Annotated in this window: 10 protein-coding genes; 5 read left to right on the top strand and 5 right to left on the bottom strand. The window is 74.7% G+C overall.

Annotated features, from left to right (window positions below):
* Position 1: 1 nt before the first annotated feature.
* Positions 2-532 (top strand): NUDIX hydrolase, encoded by a 531-nt coding sequence (locus A6A06_RS35080; protein ID WP_073767342.1) that lies wholly within the window; start codon positions 2-4, stop codon positions 530-532.
* Positions 533-607: 75 nt separating this feature from the next.
* Here the strand turns inward: A6A06_RS35080 and A6A06_RS35075 are convergent, their stop codons facing one another.
* Positions 608-2608 carry a peptidoglycan recognition protein family protein gene (locus A6A06_RS35075; RefSeq protein WP_073767340.1) on the bottom strand — a complete coding sequence of 667 codons (2001 nt, stop codon included), beginning with the start codon at positions 2606-2608 and terminating at the stop codon, positions 608-610.
* 259 nt (positions 2609-2867) lie between these two features.
* Entirely contained in the window at positions 2868-4001 is a 1134-nt protein-coding gene (locus A6A06_RS35070; protein WP_073767338.1) for an aminoglycoside phosphotransferase family protein, read from the bottom strand.
* Between the two features lie 260 nt (positions 4002-4261).
* On the opposite strand from A6A06_RS35070, the gene A6A06_RS35065 reads away from it, so the two are divergent.
* On the top strand, positions 4262-5770 hold the full coding sequence (locus tag A6A06_RS35065) for a DNA-binding protein NsdB (protein WP_073767336.1): 1509 nt from the start codon (positions 4262-4264) through the stop codon (positions 5768-5770).
* Between the two features lie 225 nt (positions 5771-5995).
* Here A6A06_RS35065 and A6A06_RS35060 read toward each other — a convergent pair whose 3' ends face one another.
* Positions 5996-7462, bottom strand: a complete 1467-nt coding sequence (locus A6A06_RS35060; protein WP_073767334.1) for a PP2C family protein-serine/threonine phosphatase — start codon at positions 7460-7462, stop codon at positions 5996-5998.
* A gap of 324 nt (positions 7463-7786) precedes the next feature.
* On the opposite strand from A6A06_RS35060, the gene A6A06_RS35055 reads away from it, so the two are divergent.
* The 3 genes from A6A06_RS35055 (at position 7787) to A6A06_RS35045 (ending at position 11790) form a co-directional block, all read left to right on the top strand.
* Positions 7787-9211 (top strand): hypothetical protein, encoded by a 1425-nt coding sequence (locus A6A06_RS35055; protein ID WP_073767332.1) that lies wholly within the window; start codon positions 7787-7789, stop codon positions 9209-9211.
* Positions 9212-9346: 135 nt separating this feature from the next.
* The gene (locus A6A06_RS35050) at positions 9347-10474 is read left to right on the top strand and encodes a glycosyltransferase family 4 protein (RefSeq protein WP_073767330.1); all 1128 of its coding nucleotides are present in this window, start codon (positions 9347-9349) and stop codon (positions 10472-10474) included.
* Positions 10471-11790: a glycosyltransferase gene (locus A6A06_RS35045; protein ID WP_079194583.1), complete on the top strand. Its 1320-nt coding sequence runs from the start codon at positions 10471-10473 to the stop codon at positions 11788-11790. The genes A6A06_RS35050 and A6A06_RS35045 overlap by 4 nt, the downstream gene beginning before the upstream one ends.
* Here the strand turns inward: A6A06_RS35045 and A6A06_RS35040 are convergent.
* On the bottom strand, positions 11687-12727 hold the full coding sequence (locus tag A6A06_RS35040) for a bile acid:sodium symporter family protein (protein ID WP_199931378.1): 1041 nt from the start codon (positions 12725-12727) through the stop codon (positions 11687-11689). The genes A6A06_RS35045 and A6A06_RS35040 overlap by 104 nt on opposite strands.
* A complete protein-coding gene (locus A6A06_RS42395) occupies positions 12724-13173 on the bottom strand; it encodes a hypothetical protein (RefSeq protein ID WP_073767328.1) in 450 nt (149 codons plus the stop codon). Before A6A06_RS42395 ends, A6A06_RS35040 begins: the two co-directional genes overlap by 4 nt.
* Between the last annotated feature and the right edge of the window lie 11 nt (positions 13174-13184).

Below are 13184 nucleotides of genomic sequence, written 5' to 3'. Positions count from 1 at the left end.
CGTGCACGCTCCCGCGTACCGGGCTCCCGGCAGCGCGGACGCGACGGGCGAGCCGGTGGACCGGGTGGACGAGCGGGACCGGGTGGTGGGCGTCGTCGACCGAGGGCAGGCCATCCGCGAAGGGTGGCTCCACCGGGTGGCGACCGTCGTCTGCCATGACCGGGCGGGCCGGATACTGGTCCACCGGCGGCCGGCGGACGTCTCGCGGTTCCCGGGCCGATACAACTGGCTGATCGGCGGCGCGGTGAACGCGGGGGAATCGTACGAGGACGCCGCCGCCCGGGAACTGGCGGAAGAACTCGGCGTACGAGCCGCGGTCCGGCCCGCCGTCAGGTTCCTGTGCCGTGGAGCGATCAGCCCGTACTGGCTCGGCGTGCACGAAGCCGTCATCGAGGACGACGTGGTACCGGACCCGGCGGAGATCGCCTGGCACACCTGGCTGCCCGCGCCCGCCCTCCGGGAGGCCATGCGGCAGTGGGACTTCGTCCCCGACTGCCGGGAAGCCTTCGCGAAGTACACCGCCCTGTCCTGAGGGCGGCCCGGCCGGGAGCGCGCACCGGCCGAGCGCCGTACCCGGCCGTCCACCGGGCACGGCGCCGCCCGCGCGCTACTTGCCCGAAGGCCGTACGTCGACGTCCGCCGCCCGTACGTAGCCCACCCGGTGCCCCACCTGGATCTCGTAGTAGACGTCCTTGCCGCGTACGACCGCGTGCCGGGAGAGGTCGTACGTCGGGGCGTAGAAGTACTCGCCGTGGACCCGGTTGCCGACCGTGTAGCGCTGGCCGGACAGCAGCTTGTACGGAAGCGGGGTGACGGCCTGTACGGGCACGCCCGCCGGATAGGCCGCCTGCTCCGGATACGCCCGGCCGTAGACGGGGATGTCCGCCCGGCCCGCCTTCGGCGTGATCACCAGCCCCTTCGCGTCGACGGCGGTGGGCCGCTCCGCCGGGTTGTGGAACCACGCCTTCTGGCCGAGGTACCAGATGGCGGTCCACTCGCCCCGGCGCTCGGCGACCGCGTACCGCTGGCCGGTGGTGGCGCGGGCGCCGGTGTCGTTCACGCCGGTCGTCGAGGGGCTGCCGTCCGGCCGCAGCCCGATGTCCTTGACCAGCGGCGCGCTCTCGCTCGGCTCCGTGTACAGCCGCACCGCGGTCGAGCCGTGCGGCGCGCACGGCTGGCCGGGCTTGACGCAGTCGGTGTAGACCGGCCGGTGCCGGTCGTAGTCGGGCCGGACGGTGACCAGGCCGCCCCCGGGGCCCGCCGTGGGGACGAACGGCTGGCCCAGCAGCCGGAAGTAGTGCGCCCAGTCCCAGTACGGGCCCGGGTCGGTGTGCATGCCCTTGATCGTGGCGGGCGTCGTGCCCGGCACGTTGTCGTGGCCGATGATGTGCTGCCGGTCCAGCGGCAGGTCGTACCGGTGCGCCAGATAGCGCACCAGCCGCGCCGAGGCCCGGTACATCGCCTCGGTGTACCAGGCGTCCGGAGCCGCGAGGAAACCTTCGTGCTCGATGCCCACGGAGTGCGCGTTGACGTACCAGTTCCCCGCGTGCCAGGCGACGTCCTTCGTCGGCACGTGCTGGGCGATCAGCCCGTCGGCGGACCGGATCGTGTAGTGCCAGGACACATACGTCGGGTCCTTGATGAGCTTGAGCGTCGTCTCCCACGACCCCTCGGTGTCATGGATGACGATGGCGTCGATCCGCTGGTCCCGCGGGCGGTCCGCCTTGTCGTGGTTGCCGTAGTCGCCGTCGCCGAACTCCTCGTACGGCGCGGGGACGGACACACAGGAGACCGTACGCGGGCACTCCAGGCGGGACCCGCCCGCCGGCGCCGCGGCGGACCGCAGCCCCAGCCGCCCGAGCTGCGCCCGGTCCGCCGCCAGCCCCGGCGCGGCGCCCAGCGTCACCCGCTGGCCCGAACCGGTCGTACGGGACTGGCCCCGCCGCAGGACGTCGTACACGTCGTCGGCGAAGCCCGCCGCCGTCCGGGCGTCGTCGGCACCCGAATAGCGGGCGACGGCTCCGTACCACCGGGCCGGGTCGGCGGAGCGCACGCCGAGACGGCGCTGCGCGTCGGCCAGCAGCGCCGCGCCGCCGCGGATGTTCGCCGCCGCGTCCCGCCGCAGCCGCTCGGCGGGCAGCCCGGTCAGCCGCGCCGCCCGCTCCAGGGTGCGCAGCCGGGCGGGCACCTCGGTGGCCGTCGGAAGCTGCGCGCGGACCCGCTTGCGGGCACGGGAGTCGTCGCCGCGCGGGTCCTCGTCGCCGTCACCGTGGTGCGGCCGTTCGGCCAGTGCCGTCCGGGCGTCGGTCAGGTGCATCGGGCCGTAGCCGCCGGACACGCTGGGCGCGCCGTCGTGCCCGTCCCAGCGCGACTCCATGTACGCGACGCCCAGCAGTACGGACTGCGGGACGCCGTACCGCGCGGCGGCGTCGGCGAACGCCTGCTGGAGGGCGTCGGCGGCGGGCAGCGCCGCCGTGGCGCGGGGCTGCCCGGCGGTGCCGGACGGCGCGGCGGAGACCAGGGGCAGCAGCAAGGCCGCCGCCGCGACGGCGGTGGCGGCCCTGCGCGCTCTGGAACGGGGGGTTCTCTTCTCGTCGGATCCTCGCAACGCAGCCTCCTGTGGCCGACCGGAACGAGCCGGGGCGTCTGGCGGATGGTGTGCATACGGCCGTGCGCGGAACGTGATTCCTACAGCTATCGCCTGGCCGACGATCCGTCAATCACCGTGCGCCCCAAGGGTTTCGTATGTCAGCACGCCTTCCGCAACCCCGTACGAGAGCGGGGTGCCGCCATGGTCTTCCGGCCCCCGGACACACGTGAGCGGCACGCCTCGTACGGCGTGCCGCTCACATACCCCCCTTGGCAGATCAGCGGGTGCCGACCGCCGCCCGTACCGCACGCCGCGCCATCTGGCAGTCGTCGTGCAGCCGGCGCAGCAGCAGCCGCTGCTCCTCGCCCGCCGCGAGCGCACCGGGGTGTCCCGGCCCCGGCGTGCCGGTCGGCGTGGGCTCGCGCATGGTGCGCTGTACGGCGGTCTCGTAACGCCGTATTTCGCGGGTCAGCACCAGCATCAGATTGACCAGGAAGGCGTCCCGCGCGGCCGGTCCGGCGGCCTGCGCGAGCTGGCTGATCTGACGGCGCGCCACGGGGGCGTCACCGAGCACCGACCACAGCGTCGCGAGGTCGTAGCCCGGCAGGTACCAGCCGGCGTGGTCCCAGTCGAGCAGCACCGGGCCGGCGGGGGAGAGCAGGACGTTGTTCAGCAGCGCGTCGCCGTGACAGAACTGCCCCTGGGTGTGGGCCAGGCCGTGCAGCAGCTTCTGGAGGTCGCCCAGGTCCCGGTCGGTCAGCAGGCCGAGGTCGTGGAAGCGCCCGATGCGGCCCGCGTAGTCCAGCGGCGCGTCGAACATCCCGGCCGGCGGCCGCCAGAGGTTGACCCGGCAGATCGCGCCGAGCGCGGCCCGGACGTCCGCGCGCGGTGGCGCTTCGGTCGGATGCCGTTGAAGGGAGGCGACCCGGCCGGGCATCCGCTCGACGACCAGGGTGCAGTTGTCGGGATCCGCCGCGACGAGCCTCGGTACGCGCACCGGCGGACGGTGGCGTACGAAGGCCCGATAAGCAGCTATTTCGTGCCGGAACCGCTCGGCCCACGCGGGGGAGTGATCCAGTAAACACTTGGCGACCGCGGTCGTGCGGCCGGTGGTGCCCACCAGGAGGACGGACTTGCCGCTCCGGCGCAGCACCTGGACCGGATGGAACTCGGGACAGATGCGGTGCACGGAGGCGACCGCGGCGCGCAGCTGGGCGCCCTGGGGGCCGGACAAGTCGAGTCTCCCGCTGAGCGGTTGGGCACCTCCCCCTTGCACCCGCCGGTTGCGGCCGCCGCTGAGGCCGGAGACCGCCCCCGGAGACTGGGAAGGGTCGAGATACGGTCCGCTTCCCGGAGGCTGCGGGCGGTACGGCCGGTTCGGGGCGCTCACGGCGGACGATGCTGCGTACATGGGTGAGACAGATCCCTTCGTGCGCCGACGAGTTGCAGTGCCGCTCCCGGCCCGACGAACGGGGCCCGAAGGCCCCGATTCCGGTGTCCGCACCCTGGGGAATGCGGTACCGACACCGGGCCGGGGGCTGCTCTCCTAACAGAACACGCGGGCGCGGGTGGCAGACCATCTGGCGGACCCTGGCGAACCCTGGCGAATGCTCGCAAGCGTCCGGGACGGCCCGTTACTGTCAAGTCAGTCGAGGAACCTGGGGGCTTGACGTGGACAGGGAGCCGAACACCCGTCTCGCGGATCTTTTCGGCCTGGCCGGCTGGTCCAAGGGCGAGCTGGCGAGACTGGTCAACCGGCAGGCGGCCGCCATGGGGCATCCGCAGCTGGCGACCGACACCTCGCGGGTCCGGCGCTGGATCGACACGGGGGAGACCCCGCGCGACCCGGTGCCCAAGGTGCTCGCCGCCCTGTTCACCGAGCGTCTCGGCCGTGTCGTAACCATCGAGGACCTCGGGTTCGGTCGTTCCGGGCGCGCGGGGAGGAAACAGGCCGCGGACGGTCTCCCGTGGCCGCCCGAGCGAACGGCGGCGGTCCTCACGGAATTCACGGGAATGGACCTCATGCTCAACCGACGCGGCCTGGTGGGCGCGGGCGCGGCGCTCGCCGCGGGCTCCGCACTCAGCAGCGCCATGCACGACTGGCTGCACACCGACCCGGCGCTGGCAGCCGACGCCCCCCGATTCGATGACCCGTTCGCCGACAACACCTTCGATCAGATCGGATTCGACCGCTACGAGGCGGCCCCCGTGGGGTCGCAGGAGATCGACGCCCTGGAGCGCTCGGTCGAGGTCTTCCGCGCCTGGGACGCGGCCCGCGGCGGCGGACTGCAGCGCAAGGCCGTGGTGGGCCAGCTCAACGAGGTGGGCGGCATGCTCGCCTACCGCCACCCGGAGCACCTCCAGCGCAGGCTGTGGGGGGTGGCGGCCAACCTCGCCGTCCTGGCGGGCTGGATGTCCCACGACGTGGGGCTGGAGCCCACCGCCCAGAAGTACTTCGTCATCGCCGCCCACGCGGCGCGCGAGGGCGGCGACCGGCCGCGCGCGGGCGAGGCGCTCTCCCGGGCGGCGCGCCAGATGGTGCACCTGGGCCGTCCCGACGACGCCCTGGACCTGATGAAACTGGCCAAGTCCGGCTCCGGCGGCGAGACCCTGCCCCGGACCCGCGCGATGCTCTACACCATCGAGGCGTGGGCCCAGGCGAGCAAGGGCCAGGGCCAGGCCATGCGCCGCACCCTGGGCCGGGCGGAGGAGCTGTTCGTCTCCGACCGGGGCGATGTGCCGCCGCCGAGCTGGATGCAGATGTTCGACGAGGCGGACCTGCACGGTATGCAGGCGCTGGCCTTCCGTACGCTGGCCGAGCACGACCCCAGGGCCGCGAAGGTCGCCCAGGCGCACGCCAAACAGGCGCTGCGGCTGCGCGACGACGGCCGGCAGCGTTCGCAGATCTTCGACTACCTCTCGCTCGCCTCCGCCTGCTTCATCGGCAACGACCCCGAACAGGCCGACCGCTACGCCCGGCTGGCGCTGGTGTCCATCAAGGAGAACTCCTCCCATCGCACCTGGGACCGGCTGCGGGAGATGTACCGGCTCACCGGCCAGTACGCCGACTACGCCGCGATCAAGGACCTGCGGGAGGAGATCCAGCGGGTCATGCCGAAGGCGAAGGCCAAGGGGCTGGGGCCGGGGCTCGGACCGGTGGGCACCAGCCTGCGGATCTGACCTCCGCCGACACGGCGCACAAAGGACGCCACGTCATCCCGTACCGACTACCGTGACCGAGAAGCCAAGACCCGTGACCCCGGTCCTGGCTGCACCGGCATGCCATACCGACACCGATACGCCGTACCGACACCGCGTACGCGAACGTGCGTACCTGTACGTACGTGTCCACGGCCATGTCCCGCGGCGGGGCGCTCCCGTGACCGGCAGCGGTGCCGCTCTCCGCTACCCGCTCACCCTGGCGATCAGCACACACGCGTCGTCCTCGCGCTCGGCGCTGCCGAACTCCTCGGCGATGACGCGGACACAGTCCTGCGCGTTACGCGCCGTGGCGAACCGCGGTGCCAGCGACAGGAGGCGCTCGGTCCCCTCGTGGGGCGCGAGCGTGCCGTGCGACCGGCGCGGCACCAGGCCGTCCGTGTGCAGCACCAGCAGGTCGCCGGGCTGCAACTGCTCGCACCGCTGCGCGTAGACGGCTCCGGAGGTGGCACCGAGCAGGACGCCCTCCGGGGGGTCCAGCGGGCTTGCCGTGCCGCCGCGGAACAGCAGTGGGGCGGGGTGTCCGGCCTGGGCCCAGACGAGCTGACGGGAGGCGGGGTCGAAACGGCAGCACACCGCGCTGCCCAGGGCGGGCTGCGCGGAGGTGTCGAGCAGCTGGTTCAGGAAGCCCATCAGCGGGCCCGGCTCCTGACCGGACACCGCCATGCCGCGCAGCGCGCCGAGCACCATGGCCATGCCGGAGGTGGCCGTGGCGCCGTGGCCGGTGAGGTCGCCGACGCTCAACAGCGTCTTGCCGTCCGGGAGTTGCAGTGCGTCGTACCAGTCGCCGCCGATCAGGGCGCTGGTGCCGGAAGGGAGGTAGCGGGCGGCGAGGTCGAGTGCGACGGGCCCGCCCTGCGGGAACCGCAGGGAGCCGCGCCACGGCGGCAGCACGGCTTCCTGCAGCTCGACCGCAAGCCGGTGCTCGGTCTGCGCCCTGTGCCGCTGGCGCTGCAGCGAGTCACGGGTCTCGCGCACCGCCCGCTGGCTGCGGCGCAGCTCGCTGACGTCGCGCAGCACGGCCCACATGCACGCCGTGCTGCCGTCGGCTTCGAGCACCGGCTCGCCCACCATGTGCACCGTACGCACGCTCTGATCGGGCCGTACGATGCGGAACTCGCCGTCGATCGGCCGGCCGTCCACCAGGCAGTCCGTGACCATCGTGGTCAGCAGCTGCTGGTCCTCGCAGAAGACCAGGGACGGCAGTTCGTCCAGTGTCAGGGGGCCATCGGCCGGCTCCCGGCCGAAGATCCCGAAGAGCTCCTCCGACCAGCTCACCTCGTCGGTGAGGAGGTTCCACTCGGCGCTGCCGACCCGGCTGAGCAGCGAACCGCGCGGGTGTCCGGCGGGCGCGGGCGGGGCCACCGGCAGCCGGTCGCCGTCCGCCTGCCCGGCCGTCTCGTCGGCGGGCAGGCCCTCCCGGAGCTGGTCCAGGTGCCCGCCGAGGTCGTCGAGGTGGTGGACGGCGAGGTCGCACAGCGCCCGCTGCCAGCGCCGACGGGGGTCGGCGGGCTCGTCGCCGGCGGCCGAGGTCTCCCGGCGTACGGCGTCCAGGCCGCCCCGGAGTCGGCGGGCCTGGGTGATCAGGGCCTCGACCACGTCGCGCTCGGGCGGCTGGGCGGCTGGGCGGTCCGCGAAGAGGTGGGACGGCATGACGTACTCCGATATCAGGCGGCGCCGGGGCCAGGTCTGACGGAAGGGCCGGTAACGACTGTTGCACAGGCTGCGACCGCCCGTAAGGGATTTGGCATTACCCGATACGGTGGTGCATTCGGCATATGCCCCCGGCCTCCCTGGGGCAACCCTCGGCCGAATCGGCGGAAGGAAGCGTTCCAGGCTAGGCTGCGGCCGCCGTAGCGCACTCGCCCCCACCGATCCATGGTGGGAACGACGCATACGACCCGTGGTCACCGGCAAGAATGCCGGTCAGCGGAAATCCCGTTGCCCAGCCTGTCCCCCGCACCGGATGCTGACCTCATGTTCGATCCAGACATAGCGCCCAGTGGCACCCTGCTCGGCCTCCTGCAGCGAGGCCGCGGCGACGGGACCCTGCACGCCCTCGCGGCGCCGCGGGCCGAGGCGCTCGCGGCACTGAACGACAGCGTGCTGCGCGACCCCCGCCGCGACTGGCAGGTCGAGAACCGCTCCCTGTACTACGCGCGCCTCTACATGCAGCTCGACGGCGGACTCGAAGAGATCGAACGGCATCTTTTCCATCCCGACGACCTCACTGACCCCGGCGAGGAGCGCACCGGACTCGCGCTCGCCGTGCTCGGCCACCTCGCCGCGTACGGCCGCGACGCCGCCCTCCTGCTGCTGCGCAGCTACGCCGCCGCCGGTACGAACTGGCGCTGGGCCCTGGACGAGCTCGCGCTGCGTGACGACGACACGGGCCTGGCGACCCTGGCCCCCGCCGTCCTCGCCCGCTTCCCGCGCACCGCGGAGGGCGACGCCGAGCTGGCCGCCGCCGTCCGCGACGCCTTCGAACCGCGCCCGTGGCGGCTGTGGGCCGAGGACCCCCGCTACGGCGAACGCATCCGCGCCGCCCAGGAACAGGGCTGCTTCGACCGCTGGCAGCGCCAGCTGCGGCCCAGCGGACCGCGCCCCGGCTGGAGCGTCACCGAAGTCCTGGACTGGGCCCAGCAGGGCCTGGAGCTCCACCCGGAGGAGTGGCGCCAGGTCCCGGCCGCGCGCTGCCTGGCGGCCGTGGCGGGCCCGGAGGACCGCCCCGAGCTGCTGCGCGCCGCGCGCACCGGCCCGGACGCCGCCCGCGCCGCCGCCCTGCGCCACCTCGCTGAGCGCGGCGACCCGGACGCCCTCGACCTCGTCGAGGCCGCGGCCGCCGACCCCTTCTCCAGCAGGCCGCTCGCCGAGGCCGCGCTCGCCGCCTTCGAGCGGATGCGCGGCGTGGCCGCCATCGAGCGGGCCCGCCGGTGGGCCCCGCGCCCCGATCCCCTCGGCGCGGCCGGTGCCACCATGCTGTCCCGCCGCGGCGGCCGCGGCGACGCCGCCCTCGTGCTGGCCGCTCTGCGCCGTACGGTACGCACGGAGGGCCCGGACGCGGACGGGTTGTGGGAGCTGGTCGACGGGGCGGGCCGCCTGGGCGTGGCCTGCGCGGCGCCCGTGCTGCGCCACATCTACCGCGAGACCTCCTCCTCCCACCTCAGAGGCCGCGCCGCGGGCGCGCTGGCCGTCACCGACCCCGGCTTCCCGGCGGGCTTCGCCGTCGAGTGCCTCTGGGACTGCGAGGAGAGCACCCGGGAACTGGCCGCCCGGCACGCGGCGACCGGTGACGACCGGGTCGTGGAGCAGCTGCGGCGGCTGGCCGCCGATCCGGCGGAGGAAGCCGAGGTGCAGACGGCGGTACGCAGCCGGTTCGGGCCGGACGCGCCGGCGCTCTGAGCGTGCCGGGGGCGCCCGCCCGGCGCCCGCGCCCCGGGCTCGCGCCCCGGCGCGGGCGCCAACGCTCATGGGACGTTCCCCGGCTGGAAAGATCCCCTTGGCCGGGGCCACGCCCGGTGGGCCGACAACAGCCGTATGCGTGTTGTCATCGTCACCGAGTCCTTCCCGCCCGACGTCAACGGCGTCGCCCACTGCGCCCTGGAAACCGCCCGGCACCTGGTCCGGCGCGGCCATGACGTGCTCGTCGTCGCCCCGCACGGCGCCGAAGGGACACCGGACGGCGAGCGGGCCGGGCCCTGCCCCGTCGTCCGCGTGCCCTCCGTGCCGCTGCCCGGCTATCCGCAGGTCAGAGTGGCCCTGCCGGGCCGCAGGCTGGCCGCCGCGCTGGACGGGCACCGCCCGGACATCGTGCACCTGGCCGGCCCTTTCGTCCTCGGGGCCCGCGCCGTGGCCGCGGCCGTCCGGCGCCGCGTGCCCGCCGTCGCGGTCTACCAGACCGACCTGGGCCGCTACGCCCGCGCCTACCTGGGCGCCGGAGGCACCGCGGCCTGGCGGCGCCTGCGGACGGTGCACGCCGCGGCCGACCGGACGCTCGCACCGTCCCGCTCGGCCCTGCACGACCTGGCCGCGCACGGCGTGCCCCGGCTGCGGCTGTGGCCCCGCGGGGTGGACTCCGCGCGGTTCCACCCCGCCCGGCGCGACACGGTCCTGCGCAGTTCGCTCGCCGCGGGCCGGGATCTGCTGGTGGGGTACGTCGGGCGGCTCGCGCCGGAGAAGGAGGTGCGGCTGCTGGCCCCGGCCTCGCGGCTGCCCGGCGTACGGACCGTGGTGATCGGGGACGGGCCGAGCGCTTCCGGCCTGCGCGCCGCGCTGCCCGGCGTGTGCTTTCTCGGCTGCCGTACGGGCGACGAACTGGCGCGGATCGTGGCCTCCCTCGACGTGTTCGTGCACACCGGCCGCTACGACACCTTCTGCCAGACCGTCCAGGAGGCGATGGCGAGCGGCGTGCCCGTCGTGGCGCCCGCCGCGGGCGGCCCGCTGGATCTCGTGGAGCACGGCCGTACGGGGCTGCTGGTGCCGCCGGGGGACGGGGAGGCGCTGCGCGACGCGGTACGGCTGCTGGCCGGTGACCCCGCCGCGCGCGCACGGCTGGGCGCGGCGGGCCGTACGGCGGTCGAGCACCGTACCTGGGAGGTGGTCGGCGACGAGCTGCTGGGCCACTACGAGGACGTGCTCGCGGACCGGACGGCGGTGGCCGTATGACGCCACCGCCGGGCACGTCCGCGCCCTTCGTCCTCGACGAGACCCGCTACACCGGTGCCGGACTGCGCATCGTACGGCTCGCGAACTTCGTGACCCCGGAGTCCGGCGGGCTGCGGACCGCCCTGCGCGCCCTGGGTGCCGGGTACCGCGCCGCGGGGCACGACCCGGTCCTGATCGTGCCCGGCCCGGCCGTACGCGACGAGGACACCGACCAGGGACGGGTGATCACCCTGCCCGGCCCGGTCCTGCCCGGCACGGGCGGCTACCGGGTGCTGGCCGACCGGCGCCGGGTCCGTCGTGTCCTGGAGGCGCTGGCCCCCGACCGGCTGGAGGTCTCCGACCGTACGACGCTGCGGTGGACCGGCGTCTGGGCGCGGCGGGCCCGCGTACCGGCGGTGATGGTCTCCCACGAGAGCGTGGACGGTGTGCTGCGGACCTGGGGCGTACCGCGCGGACCGGCGCGGGACGCCGCCGACCGGATCAACGCGCGGACCGCGCACGTCTACAGCCGGGTGGTGTGCACGACGGAATGGGCGGCGGCCGAATTCGCCCGGGTCGGTGCGCGCAACGTCGTACGGGCGCCGCTGGGCGTCGACCTGACGGCCCGGCACCCCGCCCTGCACAGTCCGCAACTGCGGCGGCGGTGCGCGGGCGGCGCAGGTGTGCTCCTGCTCCTGTGCTCGCGGCTGTCACCGGAGAAGCGGCCTGGACGCGCTCTGGACGCGCTGGCGGAGCTGCGGTGGCGCGGCGTCGACGCGGCGCTGGTGGTGGCGGGGGACGGGCCGCTGCGGTCCCGCCTGACGGCCCGCGCGCGCACCGAGCGGCTGCCCGTGGCGTTCCTGGGGCACGTCGCCGACGCGGGTGAGCTTGCCGCCCTCCAGGCCGCTGCGGACGTGGCGCTGGCGCCCGGCCCGGCGGAGACGTTCGGCCTGGCGGCCCTGGAGGCCCTGGCCTGCGGCACCCCGGTCGTGGCGAGTGCCGCCTCGGCACTCGCCGGACTGGTCGGCCCCGGCGGGGACACCGCCCTCGACGACGGTGCCTCCTACGCCGACGCGGTCCTGCGCGTCCTCGCGCGTCCGGAGGCGCACCGCCGTGCGGCGGCCCGGCAGCGCGCGGAGGGCTACGGCTGGCAGCCGGCCGTGGCGGCCTTCCTCGACGCGCACGACGCCGCCCTGACGCCCGTACAAGCCGCCCTGACGCCCGTACCCGAGGTCAGGCCGACGGTTCCCCCTCGACCGGCCGGGGCACCGGACGCAGCGGCGGCTCCGGTGCGGCCGCGGCGGTCTCCGGCCGGCGGGACCAGCGGGCGGCGATGACCGCGCACACCATCAGCTGGAGCTGGTGGTAGAGCATCAGCGGCAGGATGACCGGACCGGCCGCGCCGCCGAAGAGCACCGCCGCCATCGGCAGGCCCGTGGCGAGGCTCTTGTTCGAACCGCAGAAGACGATGGTGACGCGGTCCTCCCGGCAGAAGCCCAGCCGGCGCGCGGCCAGCGAGGTGGTGACGAGGGCCGTGGCCAGCAGGCCCGCGGCCAGGAGCAGCAGGGCGAGCAGCCGTACGGGGGTGACCTGCTGCCAGATGCCCTGCGTCATGCCCTTGCTGAAGGCCGTGTAGACGACGAGGAGGATCGAGGCGCGGTCCAGGAGGCCGAGCGGTTTCTTGTGGCGGGTGAGGAAGCCGCCGGTCCAGCGGCGCAGCGACTGCCCGGCGAGGAACGGCAGCAGAAGGTGGGTGGCGATCGACAGCAGGCCCGCCGCCGAGAAGCCGGGGGCGGAGCCGATCAGCCAGGCCGCGAGCAGTGGGGTGGCGGCCATGCCGACCAGGCTGGAGTACGTGCCGGCGCAGATGGCGGCCGGGACGTTGCCGCGGGCCGTGGAGGTCAGGGCGATCGAGGACTGGACGGTCGAGGGGACGACGCACAGGAAGAGCAGCCCTGTGTAGAGCCGGTCGGTGAGCAGGAACGGGACGAGTCCGCCGGCCGCCAGGCCCAGCAGCGGGAACAGGACGAAGGTGCTCGCCCCGGTCAGCAGGTGGAGTTTCCACTGCCGTAGCCCGTGCACCGCTTCCCGGGTGGACAGCCGGGCGCCGTAGAGGAAGAAGAGCAGTCCGATGGCGAGGTCGGCGGTGGTGCCCGCGGCCACGGCGCCCCGCCCGGTCGCCGGCAGCAGGGTGGCGAGCAGGACCGTGCCGAGGAGGGCGGCGACATAGGGGTCGACCGCCCGCCTCAGCCGGTCCGGGCGGCACCGGGTCACTCGTCGTCGCCGGTCTGCCAGGGCGGGTGCCCGACGCGTGACGGATCGGCTCCCGGCCCGGTCGCGTCCCGGGTCCGTACGTCGATGGCGCCGCCGCCTCCGTCGTGGTCGCTGCCTGCCGTGCCCTTGCCGGCGAGCAGGGTGTTGAGCGTCCGGTCGATCTCCAGCCAGGAGTCCGCCGAGGAGTTGTCGACCACCAGCAGGCCGACGGACGTGCCCGCGCGGGGCGGCGGCGGGGTCTCCTCCTCCTCGTCGTCGTGGGACGTGCACGGCGGTGACGGCGGGACCGGCGGGGACGGTGTCGCGGCCTGGGCGGCGGTGCCGCCCCACAGCACGCTCATCACCGCCGCGACGGCGACGGACAGGGCGGACGGGCGCACGCCCCGGGACCGCTTGCCGCGGTCCCGGGGCTGCCCGGCGCCGCCCCGGAAGGGGTTCGGTGCCATGGGGACGACCT

The sequence above is a fragment of the Streptomyces sp. CB02923 genome, from assembly GCF_001905005.1.
Classification (GTDB): domain Bacteria; phylum Actinomycetota; class Actinomycetes; order Streptomycetales; family Streptomycetaceae; genus Streptomyces.
Note: the sequence above shows the minus strand (reverse complement) of the source record. Positions and strands in the feature narration are given on the sequence as shown.